The sequence below is a fragment of the Paenibacillus sp. VMFN-D1 genome (assembly GCF_003386155.1).
Classification (GTDB): Bacteria; Bacillota; Bacilli; order Paenibacillales; family Paenibacillaceae; genus Paenibacillus_AQ; species Paenibacillus_AQ favisporus.
On the sequence record NZ_QRDU01000001.1, the window covers coordinates 2,747,358 to 2,764,526 of the forward strand.

Genomic DNA, 17,169 nt, shown 5'->3' on the forward strand with positions numbered 1-17,169 from the left:
TTAACCGTTTGGGAGGCGTTATAACCAGGAAAATTCAGTCTGTCTCCCGCAGCCCGCCTTGTTCGAGGCTGAGCAGAGCCTGTTCGAGCTCACTCCGCGAAAAGTGCTCGCCGATGAAAACCGCAACATCCGGAACATTTCCCTGCGGGGTGATTTTCATAAAATCGGACTCCCGGAAGGCATATTGGAATAGGAAGCGGCTGGCCGTATCGCTGAAGGTCAGCACACCTTTGGCCCGGTACACGTCCCGCGGAAGATTGGCGATCAACCGTTCAAAGGCCAGGCTCTCAACGGGACCTTTAAAATAATGGGTGTAAACCATAACATGATCATGCGATTCATGTGCATGCGATTCATGTGCATGTGATTCATGGTTGTGCGATTTATGGGCTTGATGCCGGTGATGCAAAGGTTGCGATTCCCCGCCATGATCCGAAGCTGATTCACCGTGCGGTTCGGCGTTCTGCTCCCTGCCATTTTGCGGTACAAGCTCTCCCAAAGCCTGCTTGCTCTCATTGTCCGCCGCGCGAGTCCAGTCTGCCTTGACTCCTCCCAGAGCATCAAGCAGCGCCGGGATGTCCACCCGGCACCGGACCGCCTTCCACACAACAGCGTATCCGTTCCAGCGTTCAACAATGCTTTGCAGCAGGTCTTCCTCCTCTTCTTTGACCCTGTCCATTTTGTTCAGGATCAATGCCGATGCACAGCGGATCTGTTCCTGCATGAGCCGGTAGGTTTTGCCCTTCTGAACGTTGTAAAGCTCCAGCAAATGAGCGGAGTCCACGACCGTCATGATGCCCCTCAGGTCGATCGGCAAATAGAGAGCTGCCTCGGACACCCCCTCCAAAATTTCCATTGGATTGGCGATGCCCGTCGCTTCGACCACGATGACATCCGGTGCCTCGCGCTGGATCAGACCGGCGATTTCCCCGCTCAAGTCCCCGCGGATCGAGCAGCAGATGCAGCCGCTCAGCATTTCCGTCATCGGGACCTGCTCCTGCACCTGCAGCCCGTCGAGGTTCACGTCACCGACCTCGTTCATGATGACCGCCGGCAGCAATCCCTCGCCCTGCCAATGGTCTATCAGCTGCTGCAGTAATGTCGTTTTTCCGCTACCGAGAAATCCGGACAGTATGTAAATTGGCGTCGTTTGGCTCATATGATATCTCCTCCGTTATCCTTCCTTGCATGACTAGCACAGTGTACTACAGCACCGAGCACTGCCGCAAGGCACTCCTTTTCCCCTCACCTGCCGCCCCCTGTAGCTTTCCACTGCTCAGTCACTGCCGTTGTTGCCTTCAACTTGCAAGGCATTCTGGAAAAGACTATCCTAGTGAAATAGCCAGAAAAGATCGAGGAGTTGATAACGTATGAACATGAAGTCAGTGGACGAGCATCGAAGCCAGGCACCCGCGACGGTGTCCTGCATGGTCGTGACCGTCTCGGATACCCGTACCAAAGAAACCGATACCGGCGGGCAGCTGATGATCTCCCTGCTGGAGGAAGCAGGCTACCGGATTGCCGATTATACCATAGTGGCGGACGATTACGAGGGCATCCGCGAGCTGGTGCACGCAGCGTCAGCGCGGCCGGATGTCGAGGCTCTGCTGCTCACCGGGGGAACCGGCATTTCGCCGAGAGACACGACGTACGAGGCGGTCTCTTCCCTGCTGGACAAGGAAATGCCCGGCTTTGGAGAAATATTCCGGTACCTGAGTTATACAGAGGATATCGGGGCGGCAGCGATTCTGAGCCGGGCCATCGCCGGTACGGTCGGTAAGACGGCCGTCTTTTCCATGCCGGGATCCAGAGGGGCCGTCAAGCTGGCATTAGAAAAGATCATCGTGCCGGAGCTCCGGCATGTCATGCGGGAAATTTACAAGAAGGAATAGACTGCTGGTGAACGTAAATACAAAAATGCCGGCTCATCTGCGATGAGTCCGGCATTTCGTTTTTTTTCCCTAAATTATTTCATCCGTTCGATCAGGGAATTAAACACCTTTTTCACTTCCGGGTCGTATTTGCCCTTCTCTTTGCCGGAGGACGTGTAAATCAGCGAAGCGGTAGAATAGTTATAGATGACCGTCCGGGATCGCGGCGTATCGATCAATTTTTGGTCACCGTACCAGTTATGAATCCGCTCGATCCGCTCCGCTTCGTTTGAAAAGACATGCAGCGTAATATACTGCAGCGGATTGCCGGCGATCATGTACATATAACTGATATTGCCTCTCCCGTCCTCCGCGTACATCTCATGGGTCAGAGGGACCCCTTCATGCCCGAACTGAATCTGCATCTCCTTCAGAAACTTGCCGTTCAGCCCTTTGCCTTGGGATTGCGCACGAAGGTTTCCCTCCGAATAAGACTGCATATTATATAGTTTCGTTTCTTTTTTGACGACTTCATGCGAATCGCATCCGGCCATGGCGGCTGTAACCAGCACACCGGCCAGAACTCCCGCTACCCGTTTCTTCATGATGGTTCATCCCTTCCAGATTCCTGTTGCCGATTGTAGCGGCACTAAGATGATATAGGGTTAGAATGCCATCAAAGCAAACGGTTTATGCAGCGCGGTTCACTCGGACAAAGATTCCAAGCGGAGCAGCGTCCGCCCCACAGCTTTTCCGCGCAGAATAGCCTCCAAGACGCCCGGAAGGTCGCTCAATCCGCATTCGGTTAATCCTTGGGACAAAGCCGTCTCCGGCTTCCACGCCGATCCGAGCAGCTTCCAGACCCGGCTCCGGGTTTCCATCGGACAGAACACGGAATCGATCCCGAGCAGGTTGATGCCGCGCAGGATAAAAGGATGAACCGTACTGTCGAACGCCGTTCCTCCGGTCAATCCGGAAAGGGCGATGCCGCCGCCGTATTTCACGCTTTTCAGCAGCGTCCCCAGCTGTGGACCCCCGACAGGGTCGACCACGCCGGCCCAGCGACTCTTGGACAGCACGCCTTGAACCGGGGCGGAAATCTCTTCCCTCCCGACCACGGCGCTCGCCCCAAGCCCGGTGAGCCAATCCTTCTGGGCCTCCAGCTTGCCTGTGCTGGCAGTCACTTGATATCCGAGCCGGGACAATATGCTGACGGCAAAGCTGCCAACACCGCCCGTAGCTCCGGTCACCAGCACCTCTCCGCTGTCCGGCGTGAGGCCGCTCCGGATCAACGCATCTACCGACAAGGCGGCGGTAAACCCGGCCGTCCCGATTCCCATAACATCACGCATGCTGAGTCCCTCCGGAAGATGTACCAGCCACTCACCTTTAAGGCGGGCGTATTCGCTGAATCCTCCAAAGTGGTCGGTCCCTACACCGTACCCTGTGCACAGCACCTGGTCTCCGGGCTTAAACGCCGGGTGCTCCGAATGCGTGACTACGCCAGCAAGGTCAATGCCCGGCACCATCGGATACCTCGAGACGACCTTCCCATCGGGCAGGCTTGCCAATCCGTCCTTGTAATTCACTCCCGAATAATGAACGCGGATCGTCACATCACCCGGCGGCAGCTGACCCTCGGTCAGCGTTTCGATCCCGCTCCGGAATCCGCCATCATCATCTTTTCGGACCATAAATGCCTGAAACTTTTCCATATGCGTCGTCCCTCCTTAAGATTGTCCATATTATACCGCTGTCCGTGGTCCCTTTCAAAATACGGTCTAAGGTCGAAACCCGATGCCCTGTCCTCCCGGTGCCAAATAGTTCACGGCATGAAATGTTGGGAGCTTGGCATGGCCAAGCCAGTCATCAACTACCGTGCAATTTCCACAGCTGTCGAATGATCGGGAAGTGCATCGGAGTATGCCTGATTCTGCGCTTTCCCGAGAAATAATGTCCTGCTTCCCACCCTAAATATCCGCACAAGAAGAACCCGTCTCGATATTATTATTGGTTAAGCGGTAAGTCTGACGGTATCCAGAGACTAATACAGTCTCATATATAAAAAAGGGGCGACCCTTGGTCCCCCCCTCATCGGCTCGTTGCGCAGCTACTCATCCTGCTGCATATATTCGGCCACCATCTTTTGCTTCAAGTCCCATACTTTCTCGCTGATATTGATGCGGTAAATTTCCGGGTTCAGCTTGCGTAAGTATTCCGGCCAAAATAAATCCATCTGCTCCCGGTGGTATTCGCGGATTTCATCCAGCGAAGGCAGTTTATACACCAGCAGGCCGTTCTCAAACACCGGTGTGAGCATTTCAATGGCATCGTAGTTTTTTACATATTTCTGCAAATACGGGTGCTGCGGATTAAACAGCTTCAGACGGAGGCCGTCATGCGGCTTCTCCTCGCCAGGGAAGGCGATGTAATCCGCCGTTGCTTTCCCGCTGACCCGGTCCACGATCCGGTAGACGTTCTTTTTGCCCGGTGTCGATACTTTTTCGGGATTGCCCGATATTTTGATCGTCGGAACCATCTCGCCCTTAATTTCGCGTTCCACCAGCTTATAAACGCCGCCCAGCGCCGGCTGGTCGGCTGCCGTAATCAGCTGAGTGCCTACGCCCCAGGTATCAATCCGTGCCCCCTGCGCCTTCAAGTTGAAAATGGTATTCTCGTCGAGGTCATTTGAGGCCACGATCTTCACATAGTTCAATCCGGCCTGATCGAGCATTTCGCGCGCTTTGATCGACAGATACGCAAGGTCACCGCTGTCCAGACGAATGGCGTTCATCTTCTTGCCCATGGCCTCCAGCTTCTTGGCCGTTTCGATCGCATGCGGCACACCGCTCTTGAGCGTGTCGTACGTGTCCACGAGGAGCGTCACTTGATCCGGCATGACCTTGGCATAAACGTCGAAGGCCGCCTGTTCGCTTTCGAAGGTCTGAACCCATGAATGGGCATGCGTTCCTTTTGTCGGGATGCCGAATTTCTCTCCAGCGAGCATATTGGAGGTTGCGTGAAAACCAGCCACATAAGCGGCCCGTGCCCCCCATACCGCCGCATCGGCTTCCTGCGCCCGGCGCGTACCGAATTCGAGCAAAATATCATCGCCCGCAACCTGCTTGATTCGCGACGCCTTGGTGGCAATCAGCGTCTGGAAATTCATGAAATTGAGCAGCGCCGTTTCCACCAGCTGGGCTTCCATAATGGTGCCTTCCACGCGGACCAACGGTTCGTTAGGAAAGACGAGCGCGCCTTCCTTCATCGAGTGCAGCGTGCCGCAAAACCGGAACTGCTTGAGTTCCTCCAAAAACGCCGAATCGTAATTCTCTTCCTGCTCGGACAAATACTTAATATCCTCATCGGTAAACCGGAGATTGGCTATGTAATGCACGATACGCTCCAGGCCGGCAAAAACCGCATACCCGTTTCCGAAGGGAAGCTTGCGGAAGTACGCCTCGAACACCGCCTTTTGCCGGTGCGAGCCGTTCACCCAATGCGCGTACATCATGTTGATTTGGTATTTATCCGTGTGTAAGGCCAGACCCATCGTCTGCATCCCGAGTTCCTCCTTGCTGGTACGCCTGTCATATCAGGCAGGCCCGGTGTCCCGGGCCATCGTCTTTACTGCTCTGCTCCTTTGACAACCTGCGCACCCAAACTGTTTTTAAAATGCTGCAATGCCCACGTATGCCCATCCGGGTTGAAGCTGGCTACAGCGTCTTCGTACACCGTAATGCCGAAGCTCTTATTGTACGCCTCAACAGCGGTGTGCAGCACGCAAATATCGGTGCATACCCCGATCAGATGCACTTCGGTGATGCCGCGCTCCCTCAATTTGAGTTCGAGATCCGTTCCGCAAAAAGCGCTGTACCGCGTTTTGTCCATCCAGTAAATCGCATCGCGATGGTCGTTGTATACCTTCTCCAGCGGGCCGTACAGTTCCCTTCCCTGCGTGCCGCGAAGGTTGTGGGGAGGAAACAGCTTCGTCTCCGGATGATGAGGATCGTCCTTCTCATGCAGATCCACAGCCATGACGACCCAGTCGCCGCGATCAATGAAGTCTTTCGTGATGGCGGCTACCGCCGGCGCGATATCTACCGCAGGCTGGCCTACTGGCAGGCTTCCGTCGACAAAATCATTCGTAAAATCGATAACGATCAGTGCTTTCATCTACCTTCACTCCCTTAGGTATAAATGGACAGCAGCGGCACGTAATCGGTGAACCGGTACAGCTGTGCCGGTCGCTGGGAATACTGGTTGGAGCTCAGCGGCTTTCCGTTCTCGTCGCGTACTTCTTCGAGGATCCCCTGCCGGCTGCGCGTAGACGTTATTTTACGGATAAAATTCGGCTCGCTGAATTCCGGAACGACCGTCTGGATGACCTGGTACAGCTCGCTTAACGTAAACTGCTCGGGCAAAAATTGGCGCGCAATCGTGGAATGCAGCATCTGCTGCTGAATCCGGTGGTACGCATCCTGGATGATTTCCCGGTGGTCAAAGGCCAGCTCCAGTTCGTTTAGCACCTCATCGATGCCGAACAGGCCAACCTCGCCGGCATCGTCCGCCGCCTGTCTGCTCTCCAGCATCCATTCTTCCACCAGGGCGAAGAAGGCATTGCTGATAATCCAGCCGCGCGGGTCTCTTCCCGGCTTGCTGTATACGCCTAAATACTCGAGGTGTCCGCCGTCGACGCCGGTTTCTTCCTTAAGCTCACGCTTTGCCGCGTCATAGATCGATTCGCTTTCCTGGCAGAATCCTCCGGGCAGCGCCCACATCCCCGCGAACGGCCACGACTTCCGGCGGATCAGCATGACCTTGAGCTCCCGGATCGGCAGTGTTTTGGTCACGGTCTTGCGCTCGCGCTTGGTCAGCGTAAACATGACAATGTCCGCGGGTACACCGTCAGGCGTGCGGTACTTCTTCGGGGAGTACCCCATCTCCTCGGCGGTCTTCTCTTTCGGTCTGCCGCTTGCTTTCTCATTTTCAGTCATCTTATCACCACATAACATCTTTTTGATACTTTCATTATGAGCTATAGATAAAAAAAGTCAAGTCATTCTGTCTATGTTGTGTAAGCCGCGTTCTGTTTGTTTGGTCCTGCATAAGAAAGCAAGGATCCCCCGTTAATGGCTACTTGCGGTTTACTACCCGAAACGTAGCCGTCGCCATACAAGCCAAAGTGCCTTCACTGTCATTAATTTTTGCTTCGGTGACGAGAGACCGGCCCGCTTCGTGCAGCACCTTGGCCGTCACCGTTAATCTCCCCGGAACCATCGCGTTCATAAAGTGCACGTTAATGTCGGTAGTAACACAGCTGTCGATATTTTTAGCCGCCGTCGCTACCATCCCCATCGCCTGGTCCATCAAGGATGTCAGCACGCCCCCATGGATGATGCCCATAGAATTGGTGTGGTGCTGCTTGGCATCCAGCGCAATGACCACTTCTTCCTTGTTTGCGGATACCAGCTCGCAGCCGAGATACGCCCAGAACGAATCCTGTCCCCGGGCAACCATTTGTTCCAATGCGTTCATTGTCGTCTCCCCCATGCTGTCATTTTTCGCGTATTCCCCCAGCATCCCTTGCTGGAGGAGCCGCCTTCGTGGCTCTATGTTGTCAGCGATAACTGTTTACGTTCATGTTTAACCAAATTCGTCTGCTCTATCCCATGACTCGGCTGAATAACCTGCAGCCGGGCTTGAATTCCCGCGTTTTCCGATGACGAAAAAGAACCCCACAGCGGCGTGGGGCCTTCGCTCCGATGTTATTCTGGTACTCAGCGAAACCACGAAAGCCATGCGATCTGCATTTGAAAAAAAGGCGCGGACGTCTCGTCCGCAGCCTTGTAAAGGTTAGCCGCAGCTGGAAGGAGGCGCTTCCGTTCCCGCTTCCACGTTGACCTTTTCCGATACCGTATCATGGATGACGGAAATGACCAGCTGCAGCAAATAGTTAATATCGCTTTGGCTTTGCTGAAATTCGTTCACGAGAGGAATCGCATCGATCTCATCCTGCAGCGCTTCGATTTCTTTCTCGATTTTGGCAACCATTTCCTGATTTTGGAAGGATTCAAAGGCCACGATCTCTTTCTGCTTCTTCTTGATAGTGGCAATGAGGCTTTGTACGCGCTCATGATTGCGGATTTTCTCCTCCGCCTTCTGGAATTGCTGCACTTCTTCACTTCCGGAAATCAGTTCGGCCAGTTCCTTGGCCTTGGACATAATATCGTCGCGGATCACAAGATCCTTCGTATCATAAGACATCATGCCGTATTTATTGATATGACCCTTCTCCATCTTGGTTCAATACCCCTATTCTGTTATGGAATTTACTGAGTTATCGCTGCCTCGGCCTGCGGTACATCCACGACTTCGCCTTTGATGTACCACGTCATCGCATCCGTAATTTTGACGTTTACGAAGCTGCCGATCAATTCCTTGCCGCCTTCAAAATGGACGAGCTTGCTGGTGCGCGTTCTTCCCGCCAGGATGGAGGCGTTGTTTTTGCTCTCGCCTTCCACCAGCACCTCGACGATCTGCCCGCGAAGATTTTCGTGGCTCTTGCGGCTGTACTCCTCAATCGTCCGGTTCAGGCGCTGCAGGCGCTCGCTCTTCGCTTCCATGGACACATTGTCTTCCATGACGGCCGCCGGCGTACCTTCCCGAGGGGAATAAATAAAGGTGTAAGCCGAGTCAAAACCGACTTCGCGCACCAGGCTCAGCGTATCCTCGAACTGCTCTTCGGTTTCGCCCGGGAAGCCGACGATGATGTCGGTCGTCAGCACCAATCCTGGCACGGTTGCCTTCAGCTTGCGAACCAGCTCCAGGTAAATTTCGCGGGTGTACTTCCGGCCCATGATTTTGAGAATTTCGTTGTTGCCCGACTGCACCGGCAAATGGATATGCTCAACGAGGTTGCCCCCTTTGCCGAGGACCTCCACCAGATGATCGTCGAAGTCGCGCGGATGTGACGTTGTAAACCGGACGCGCGGGATATCGATTTTGCGGATATCGTCCATCAGGTCGGCAAACGTGTACCGGATATCGTCAAAATCCTTTCCGTAAGCGTTCACGTTCTGGCCGAGAAGGGTAACCTCCTTGAAGCCCTGGCGCGCCAAATCGCGAACCTCGGCGATCACGTCTTCCGGCCGGCGGGAGCGCTCTTTCCCTCGTGTAAACGGAACGATGCAGTATGTACAGAACTTGTCGCAGCCGTACATAATATTGACCCACGCCCGCAGTCCTTCACGCTTCTTCGGCAGGTTCTCAATGATGTCGCCTTCTTTGGACCACACTTCCACGACCATCTCTTTGCTGAACAGCGCTTCCTTGATGAGCATCGGCAGCCGGTGAATATTGTGCGTACCGAAGATCATGTCCACGAAGCCGTGCTTCTGCATAATCCGGTTGACGACGCCTTCTTCCTGAGACATACAGCCGCAAACGCCAAGCAGCATATCGGGCTTCTCCGTCTTCAGATGCTTGAGATGGCCGAGCTCGCCGAACACTTTGTCTTCTGCATTCTCACGGATGGCGCATGTGTTCAGCAGAATGATGTCAGCTTCCTTGCGGTCTTCGGTAGCGGTGTAGCCCATCATCTCCAGCATGCCCTTGATCGTCTCGGAGTCATGCTCGTTCATCTGGCAGCCGAACGTGTACACGATATAATGCTTCCCTGCTCCAATCCCTTGAAGCTCTTCCGGCACCGCGTTCTCATACAGCACTTGAACGTCTTCCTTGCGCCGTTTCTTGCTTTGTCTATGGTTAGGCTCCGAAATAATATGAATCTCACGGCCCTTGATCCGGATCTTCTTTCCGAATTCGTCCTCTGACAGAACTTTGGCATCGGAGAAATCAAAATATTTGGAGTAATCCTTCGTTTCCTTCGCCATGCTGTTGACCACTCCTTTAACCCAGGGAACCCCTGTTAAACGACATTCTAATAAATTATAGCATGAACCTAATGGCATATCTACTGATTGCCGGGACTTCCATCTATGTATAAGCATAGCCGAATCGTTGAATCGAAAGACATCTTTCGTGCATCACGCCGCTGGTTAAACAACAAAAAAACGGAGGATCGCTCCCCCGTTCTACAGGCCTGCCGGCCTGGTCAGTCGTTGTTAGTCAATGATTTCAGCCGTATCTCCGGTTTTGGCACCGGCTGCGTTGGCCTCATCGGTATCGATGTGCATGTCGAGCGCAAACGAATCGGATACGCGTGCAATGACGTTTTCAAACACCAGACCGCGCTCGCCGCCGATGCGCACTTTCAGCTGCTGCTTGTCGGCAATGCCCCAGCTTTGTGCGTCGCTCGTGTGAAAATGGATATGACGAGCAGCAACGATCACGCCCTGCTCCAGCTCGATCTCGCCTTGCGGGCCTTTTACCTTAATGCCTGGGGTTCCTTCAATATTTCCGGACTCACGGACCGGAGCTTTCACGCCGATGGCGAAAGAATCCGTACGGGAAATTTCCAGCTGGCTTGCCGAACGGGCAGGCCCTAAAATTCTAACCTTATCAAATTGACCCTTCGGACCGATAACGGCCACCGTTTCATTGGCGGCGAATTGTCCGGGTTGGGATAGCGGTTTAAATTCGGTCAGCTGATAGCCTTGACCAAACAAAGCTTCAATATGTTCTTGGGTAAGATGGATATGTCGTGCGGACACGCCTACAGGTACAGTTTTACTCACGTGGATCACTCCTTAAATTTTCTCTATGTTCTGTACAGGCCAGACTCATTATACATCCTTTTACCCAAAAAAGAAAAAGACGTCACCGCTTTCATTCCAACTTTCATGCATTTCCTGCCATTCTGCTACAAGATTGTCAAAATGTCTGCTTCGTATTGCCAAAACATGGTTTAATTCCACCCGAATCAAACCGGTTTAGCTGGAAGATGCCTGCTCAGAAAAGAGAGCGCATTGCCCGACATCCATCCTTTGACCAAATCCTCAGGATAGCGGGCAAGCAACAGATCGATAAACGCCGGATAGCGTCCGGGATGCTCCAAATTCTGAATCCAAGTTTCGATGCCGTCAAAATCGGAGCCGAACATGAGCATGTTACCCGCTCCCTGCTCGCACATCCGCTCAATATGGGGAAGAACATCTGCAGGAACGACCGGCCCTGGACCTTCTTTTACAAAATACGGCACAAACGTAATTCCGATGCGCCCGTCCATCGCTGCGATCGCCCGAATCTGCTCATCGTTCAAATTGCGGGGGTGCGGGCACACCGTCTTTGCGTTGGAATGGGAAGCGATAAACGGCCGTTTCGATCGTTCGGCCAGCTCCCAAAACCCGGCCTCCGATAAATGGGATACGTCCAGCAGCAAACCGGTTTCATTGCACAGCTCAATCAGCTGTTTCCCTTTTTCGGTAAAGCCTCCCTTGCGCTTCTCCATAACGCCGTCGGCAGCCCAGTTCGCATGATTCCACGTAATCCCAAGGAACCTCACGCCCAGATCATAACACACTTTGACATAAAACAAGTTTCCCTCGAATCCGTCGGCGCCCTCCACGGACAGCAGCCCCCACGGCTGAAGGGCGTGGCTTTGAAGCGGGAGCTGCTCCGCCGCCTTCACGGCATGCTCCAGCGAGGCTGCGTCTTCTCTCCATTTCATCCACCGGACGCCTTTCTGCGCGGGAACGACGCGGGAGGTAAACACGTCGATCTGATCCAATATATGCTCAAAGCGGGGAATCCCCCGTTCCTCGGACAAAAAGATGGCGAAGGTTTGCAGCGCCACCCCTCCTTCCTGCAAACGGTTGTAGGTCACATCCAGCTTCGGATCGTCTGCAAAGGAGATGCTTTTATCCTTCACCATTTTACTTAATACATCACAATGATAATCCACCACCGGAATTGTCATGCTAATGCCTCTCCTTTCCGCGGTACGCAAGCAAAAAAACCTGTCTATCCCATATAAACTGAATCAAAGTCCGGGTGCTCGCCGAGCACCTCTAATCCGGCTTCATTCAGCTTATATCAATAAACAGGTTTCATCAAATGATGGCATATGCTGCCATTTCCCTTATCTGGGCTCTACGATCAGCTTGATCGCCGTTCGGTCTTCCCCGTCAATAACGATATCCGTAAAGGCTGGAATACAAATCAAGTCTACTCCGCTGGGTGCTACAAATCCCCGGGCAATGGCTACCGCTTTAATCGCTTGATTGAGTGCGCCTGCTCCGATGGCTTGCAGTTCAGCCGCCCCGCGTTCACGAAGCACGCCTGCCAGAGCACCGGCAACAGAATTTGGATTGGACTTTGCTGAAACTTTTAATACTTCCATGGTAAGTACCTCCCCTGGGAATGATGATAAGCTTCCACTTACTAGATGTTATTCGGGAGTCCGGAAATAATTCCTTCTTTCTGACAATTTTTCAGCCATAAATCCGCCAATAGTCTCAGAGGAAAACTCGGTCAATCCATGATCCAATCGTCTTCGAGAATCCGAATTTTTTCCATTTTCAGCGCCTTGCCGGTTGCATCGTCCAGCTGGACAAATACGCCGTGGAAGTGCCATTTTCCGTTGTCGACCTGGAACCGGACCGGCAGCTGTGTTTTGAATTTGCGGAGTACCGCATCGCGTTCCATGCCTAAAATGCCTTCTCTAGGACCGACCATGCCGGCATCCGTGAGATAGGCCGTTCCGTTCGGTAAAATAGTATCATCATTGCTCTGCACGTGGGTATGTGTTCCTACGACGATCGAAGCACGGCCGTCCAGATGCCAGCCCATGGCGATTTTCTCGGATGTGGCTTCGGCATGAAAATCAACAAGAATATGCTTGTGCTTCTTGCGGAGCTGGTCGACAATGTCGTCGCTGGCCCGAAACGGACAGTCAATAGCCGGCAGAAACGTACGTCCCTGCAAATTCACAATGGCCAGTTCTTTGCCGTTCGCTTTAATGATCGTATGTCCCAATCCCGGCGTCCCCGGCGGAAAATTGGCCGGTCTCACCATGCGCGGTTCGTCGTCGATAAAGTCAAAAATCTCCTTGTTATCCCACGTATGGTTGCCCAGCGTAATCCCATGGACACCCCAATCGAAAAAGTCTTTGGCTATCGACTGCGTAATCCCTCGGCCGGAAGCGGCATTTTCGCCGTTCGCAATGATGATATGAGGGTTATACTTCGTTTTTAACGACGGCAGCGTCGCTTTAAGCGCCTTTCTGCCTACACTGCCTACGATATCTCCAATAAATAATACGTTAATGTTGGTCTCCTCCTTAAGATGAACAAATATGAAAAGTGGCCCCCAAAGCGGCCACTTTTCATCATTTACATTATTTCGCGTATTCAACCGCGCGTGTCTCGCGGATGACCGTCACTTTGATATGTCCCGGATAATCCAGTTCGTTCTCAATCGTCTTCGTAATATCCCGAGCCAGCCGGAATGCTTCGGCATCATCGATCTTCTCAGGCTGAACCATAACGCGGACCTCGCGTCCTGCCTGAATCGCGAACGATTTCTCGACGCCTTCGAACGATTCGGAGATTTCCTCCAGCTTCTCCAAACGCTTGATATACGTTTCGAGCGTTTCGCGGCGCGCTCCCGGTCTAGCAGCTGACAAGGCGTCGGCTGCGCCAACCAGCATCGCGATGACCGAAGTTGCCTCTACATCGCCATGGTGGGATGCGATACTGTTGATAACCACCGGATGTTCCTTGTATTTCTTGGCCAGCTCCACGCCGATTTCAACATGTGAGCCTTCCACTTCATGATCCAGCGCTTTACCGATGTCGTGCAGCAAGCCTGCACGCTTGGCCAATACGATATCTTCGCCGAGCTCTCCGGCCATCAGACCGGACAGATAAGCCACTTCCATGGAATGCTTCAGCACGTTCTGACCATAACTGGTACGGAATTTGAGCCGTCCCAAAATTTTGATCAGATCCGGATGCAGACCATGCACTCCCACTTCAAATGTCGCTTGTTCGCCATACTCGCGAATCCGCTCATCAACCTCTTTACGGGATTTCTCCACCATCTCTTCAATCCGAGCGGGATGAATGCGTCCGTCTGCTACCAATTTCTCCAAAGCGGTCCGGGCAATTTCCCGGCGGATCGGATCAAACCCCGACAAAATTACAGCTTCAGGCGTATCATCAATAATGAGGTCAATACCGGTCAGAGTTTCCAGTGCACGGATGTTACGGCCTTCACGCCCGATAATCCGTCCCTTCATCTCCTCATTCGGCAGCGTCACCACAGATACGGTGGTCTCCGCCACATGATCTGCAGCGCAGCGCTGGATGGCGAGCGTTACGATTTCACGGGATTTCTTGTCAGCTTCTTCTTTCGCCTGCTGCTCAATATCTTTAATCATTTGAGCGGTTTCATGGCGAACTTCCTGCTCTACATTGCTCAAAATAATGCTTCGTGCGTCTTCCATGGTCAAACTGGAAATGCGTTCCAGCTCCGTGACCTGGCTTTTGTAAATCAAATCGATCTGCTGTTGAGTTTCTTCGATGCGTTTCTCCTTGTTGGCCACTTGCTCTTCTTTACGTTCAAGCGATTCAATTTTTTTATCCAGCGACTCTTCTTTTTGCAACAATCGTCTTTCCTGCCGTTGAATTTCATTTCGACGCTCACGAGTGTCTTTTTCAGCTTCGGTCCGGATTCTGTGTACTTCGTCTTTAGCCTCCAGTACCGTTTCCTTCTTCAGTGCTTCTGCTTCCTTACGCGCGTTTTCCACGATTTGTACAGCAGCTTCTTCAGCACTAGAAATTTTAGCCTCTGCAAGAGATTTGCGAATAAAATATCCAATCACGAACCCCAAGAACAATGCGGCAACAACGAGAACGACCCATAGCCATATAGGCATTCAGTTCACCTCCTCGTTGGTTCCTCCAAGGTATTCCTTGGGATCTTCTACAGTTGTCCATTCATTTCAATTCATCATACGTACTTCAATCATTTTTCATCTGCACAACTTCCCCATGGGAAGGTTGTACAAAACCCGTGCTACCCTAGAGGCGGGATAAGGCGGGGGTAGTTCATATGAATTGGAGAGAAATTAGAATCTTTCAATAAAAAACCTTTTTTTGGAAGGAAAAAAGAGCTTTTTACAGGAATAGATTCCTCTTCATTTTAGTATTTGTGAAAAGATATTGTCAAGAGAGGGCATTTCATATTGTGTCAACTTCTTCCTCAGTCGAATGAAAAATATTCCTCTTCATCATCGGGATAAGCGTCTTCCTTGAGCAGCTGATTGATGACCTTTCGGACCTGCTCTCCGGAGTATCCCCGCCTCATCAAATATGCCCCCGTTTTGCGCTTGCGATCGGCGGCTTCACCCTTCGTCTGGTTCCATTTCTTTCGGCCGGCTGCCAGGGCTGCTTCAAATTCCTGATCGGAACTGACTTCGGCCAGCGCCTCGGATATAATCGACTTATCGACGCCTTTCTGCTGAAGCTCCTGTCTGATCCAGGCCTTGCCTTTGCGGTGGTTCCTGATTCGCTGCTGCGCCCACTGCCTGGCATAGCTTTCGTCGTCCACCAGCCTTTCTTCCACCAGCCGGTTCAGCGCATACTCAATCGATCCCGTTTCGATGCCTTTCTGCCGCAGTTTCATTTCAATTTCCTTGCGTGTCCGCGGCTTCCGCTCCAGCGCCTTTAAGCCTTCGACATAAGCCTGCTGCCGCTCGTCCGCTACGACGATTTCCTCCAGCTCCTGCTTCGTAAAGGCGTTCCCCTTGACCATCCGGTACTTCACGAGGACGTCTTCGTGGACGGAAAGGGTGTAGGGTCCGAACGATATCAAATAACGCCCTCTCGGCTTGGCCAGACGCTCTACCTCCGTGATCCAAAGGGTTTCATCGTCCGGGAACCCGGCCAGTCCTTCATGAATTCCCTGTTCTTCATGAATTCCCTGTCCTTCATGGATTCCCTGCTCTTTATGAATCCCTTGCCCTTCCTGATGTTCATGGCTATTTCCTTTTCGCATCTCTCTCACATCCCATCACGTGTTCAATGTCATCCTGTAACAGCACCGCACCCTCTATATGAGAAAAGACGCCCAGTGACAGGTCATCACGGAGCGTCCTCATTATAGTCTTTATTCACAATACGACTTCAAACGACAACCCTATTCCAGTTCTAACAATTCCTGTTCTTCGCGTTCCTCAGCCGCCGCTTCCTCTGCGGTCGGCGCGCTCACCGTCGTCGTCAAATTGCTTGCCTCACGGATCTTGTTCTCGATCGCTTCCGAAATAGGCTGATTTTCTTTCAGGAACTGCTTCGCATTCTCGCGGCCCTGACCCAGGCGCTCACCTTCATAGGAGTACCAGGCACCGCTCTTATTGACGATATCCAATTCCGTACCGATATCGATAATGCTGCCTTCCTTGGAAATGCCTTCGCCGTACATGATGTCGATCTCCGCCTGCTTGAACGGAGGCGCCACCTTGTTCTTGACGACCTTGATCCGCGTACGGTTACCCACGACATCATTGCCCATCTTGATGCTCTCAATACGGCGTACATCCAGACGAACGGAAGAATAGAACTTCAGCGCACGGCCACCCGGAGTCGTCTCCGGATTCCCGAACATGACGCCGACTTTCTCACGAAGCTGGTTGATAAAGATCGCAATCGTCTTCGACTTCGCAATCGCACCGGACAACTTACGCAGTGCCTGGGACATCAGACGAGCCTGCAGACCTACGTGGGAATCACCCATTTCGCCTTCGATTTCCGCTTTCGGTACGAGCGCGGCAACCGAGTCCACGACGATAATATCAACGGCGCCGCTGCGTACGAGGGCTTCCGCAATTTCCAACGCCTGCTCACCGGTGTCCGGTTGAGACAGCAGCAGCTCGTCAATGTTGACGCCAAGCTTGTTGGCATACGAAGGATCAAGCGCATGCTCCGCATCGATGAAAGCAGCTTGTCCACCGACTTTCTGTACTTCAGCGATGGCATGGAGGGCCACCGTCGTCTTACCGGAAGATTCCGGTCCATATACTTCAATAACGCGGCCTCTTGGAAGTCCGCCAATACCAAGTGCTATATCTAGAGCCAGGGAGCCACTGGGAACAACTTCCACCTGCATATGTGTCGACTCACCGAGTTTCATGATCGAACCTTTACCGAATTGTTTCTCTATTTGACGAAGCGCCATTTCAAGCGCAGCACGACGATCTGACAATAAACTCACATCCTTCACCGTTTATACTATTATGATACCTTGTTTTGGAACGTTTGCCAAGCATTTTTTCGAACATACATTCGTTTTTTTGCCGGGCATTCTCCTCTCATCATCATGCCGCCGTACCTTAAAC

At 52.6% G+C, this 17,169-nt stretch carries 17 protein-coding genes; 1 reads left to right on the plus strand and 16 read right to left on the minus strand.

What is annotated here, in order from left to right:
• Nucleotides 1–34: 34 nt before the first annotated feature.
• The gene (locus C7820_RS12570; protein ID WP_116231202.1) at nucleotides 35–1,159 is read right to left on the minus strand and encodes a CobW family GTP-binding protein; all 1,125 of its coding nucleotides are present in this window, start codon (nucleotides 1,157–1,159) and stop codon (nucleotides 35–37) included.
• A 211-nt stretch (nucleotides 1,160–1,370) separates the two neighbouring features.
• On the opposite strand from C7820_RS12570, the gene C7820_RS12575 reads away from it, so the two are divergent.
• Nucleotides 1,371–1,892, plus strand: coding sequence for a MogA/MoaB family molybdenum cofactor biosynthesis protein (locus C7820_RS12575; RefSeq protein WP_105443585.1), 522 nt, complete (start codon nucleotides 1,371–1,373; stop codon nucleotides 1,890–1,892).
• 74 nt (nucleotides 1,893–1,966) lie between these two features.
• Here C7820_RS12575 and C7820_RS12580 read toward each other — a convergent pair whose 3' ends face one another.
• From C7820_RS12580 to recA, 15 genes are all read right to left on the minus strand, one after another.
• Nucleotides 1,967–2,476, minus strand: coding sequence for a hypothetical protein (locus tag C7820_RS12580; protein WP_076167956.1), 510 nt, complete (start codon nucleotides 2,474–2,476; stop codon nucleotides 1,967–1,969).
• 99 nt (nucleotides 2,477–2,575) lie between these two features.
• Nucleotides 2,576–3,586 (minus strand): acrylyl-CoA reductase family protein, encoded by a 1,011-nt coding sequence (locus C7820_RS12585; RefSeq protein WP_116231203.1) that lies wholly within the window; start codon nucleotides 3,584–3,586, stop codon nucleotides 2,576–2,578.
• 395 nt (nucleotides 3,587–3,981) lie between these two features.
• Nucleotides 3,982–5,433, minus strand: a complete 1,452-nt coding sequence (locus C7820_RS12590; RefSeq protein ID WP_116231204.1) for a nicotinate phosphoribosyltransferase — start codon at nucleotides 5,431–5,433, stop codon at nucleotides 3,982–3,984.
• A 65-nt stretch (nucleotides 5,434–5,498) separates the two neighbouring features.
• Nucleotides 5,499–6,047, minus strand: a complete 549-nt coding sequence (locus tag C7820_RS12595; protein WP_116231205.1) for a cysteine hydrolase family protein — start codon at nucleotides 6,045–6,047, stop codon at nucleotides 5,499–5,501.
• A 14-nt stretch (nucleotides 6,048–6,061) separates the two neighbouring features.
• Nucleotides 6,062–6,814 carry an NUDIX hydrolase gene (locus C7820_RS12600; protein ID WP_076169533.1) on the minus strand — a complete coding sequence of 251 codons (753 nt, stop codon included), beginning with the start codon at nucleotides 6,812–6,814 and terminating at the stop codon, nucleotides 6,062–6,064.
• A 193-nt stretch (nucleotides 6,815–7,007) separates the two neighbouring features.
• The gene (locus C7820_RS12605; protein ID WP_116231765.1) at nucleotides 7,008–7,409 is read right to left on the minus strand and encodes a PaaI family thioesterase; all 402 of its coding nucleotides are present in this window, start codon (nucleotides 7,407–7,409) and stop codon (nucleotides 7,008–7,010) included.
• Nucleotides 7,410–7,727: 318 nt separating this feature from the next.
• A complete protein-coding gene (locus C7820_RS12610) occupies nucleotides 7,728–8,171 on the minus strand; it encodes a YlbF/YmcA family competence regulator (RefSeq protein ID WP_076167971.1) in 444 nt (147 codons plus the stop codon).
• Between the two features lie 32 nt (nucleotides 8,172–8,203).
• Nucleotides 8,204–9,766 carry a tRNA (N6-isopentenyl adenosine(37)-C2)-methylthiotransferase MiaB gene (gene miaB, locus C7820_RS12615; RefSeq protein ID WP_116231206.1) on the minus strand — a complete coding sequence of 521 codons (1,563 nt, stop codon included), beginning with the start codon at nucleotides 9,764–9,766 and terminating at the stop codon, nucleotides 8,204–8,206.
• A gap of 231 nt (nucleotides 9,767–9,997) precedes the next feature.
• Complete coding sequence (gene pduL / locus C7820_RS12620; protein ID WP_116231207.1) at nucleotides 9,998–10,570, minus strand: phosphate propanoyltransferase; 573 nt, start codon at nucleotides 10,568–10,570, stop codon at nucleotides 9,998–10,000.
• Between the two features lie 185 nt (nucleotides 10,571–10,755).
• Nucleotides 10,756–11,751, minus strand: a complete 996-nt coding sequence (locus tag C7820_RS12625) for a dipeptidase (RefSeq protein WP_116231208.1) — start codon at nucleotides 11,749–11,751, stop codon at nucleotides 10,756–10,758.
• A 162-nt stretch (nucleotides 11,752–11,913) separates the two neighbouring features.
• Nucleotides 11,914–12,174: a stage V sporulation protein S gene (locus C7820_RS12630; protein ID WP_006286829.1), complete on the minus strand. Its 261-nt coding sequence runs from the start codon at nucleotides 12,172–12,174 to the stop codon at nucleotides 11,914–11,916.
• A 131-nt stretch (nucleotides 12,175–12,305) separates the two neighbouring features.
• Nucleotides 12,306–13,100, minus strand: coding sequence for a TIGR00282 family metallophosphoesterase (locus tag C7820_RS12635; RefSeq protein WP_089550131.1), 795 nt, complete (start codon nucleotides 13,098–13,100; stop codon nucleotides 12,306–12,308).
• Nucleotides 13,101–13,170: 70 nt separating this feature from the next.
• Complete coding sequence (gene rny / locus C7820_RS12640; protein WP_076167981.1) at nucleotides 13,171–14,712, minus strand: ribonuclease Y; 1,542 nt, start codon at nucleotides 14,710–14,712, stop codon at nucleotides 13,171–13,173.
• A gap of 326 nt (nucleotides 14,713–15,038) precedes the next feature.
• Nucleotides 15,039–15,833, minus strand: coding sequence for a regulatory protein RecX (locus C7820_RS12645; RefSeq protein ID WP_116231209.1), 795 nt, complete (start codon nucleotides 15,831–15,833; stop codon nucleotides 15,039–15,041).
• 141 nt (nucleotides 15,834–15,974) lie between these two features.
• The gene (gene recA, locus C7820_RS12650; RefSeq protein ID WP_076167984.1) at nucleotides 15,975–17,036 is read right to left on the minus strand and encodes a recombinase RecA; all 1,062 of its coding nucleotides are present in this window, start codon (nucleotides 17,034–17,036) and stop codon (nucleotides 15,975–15,977) included.
• Nucleotides 17,037–17,169: the final 133 nt, after the last annotated feature.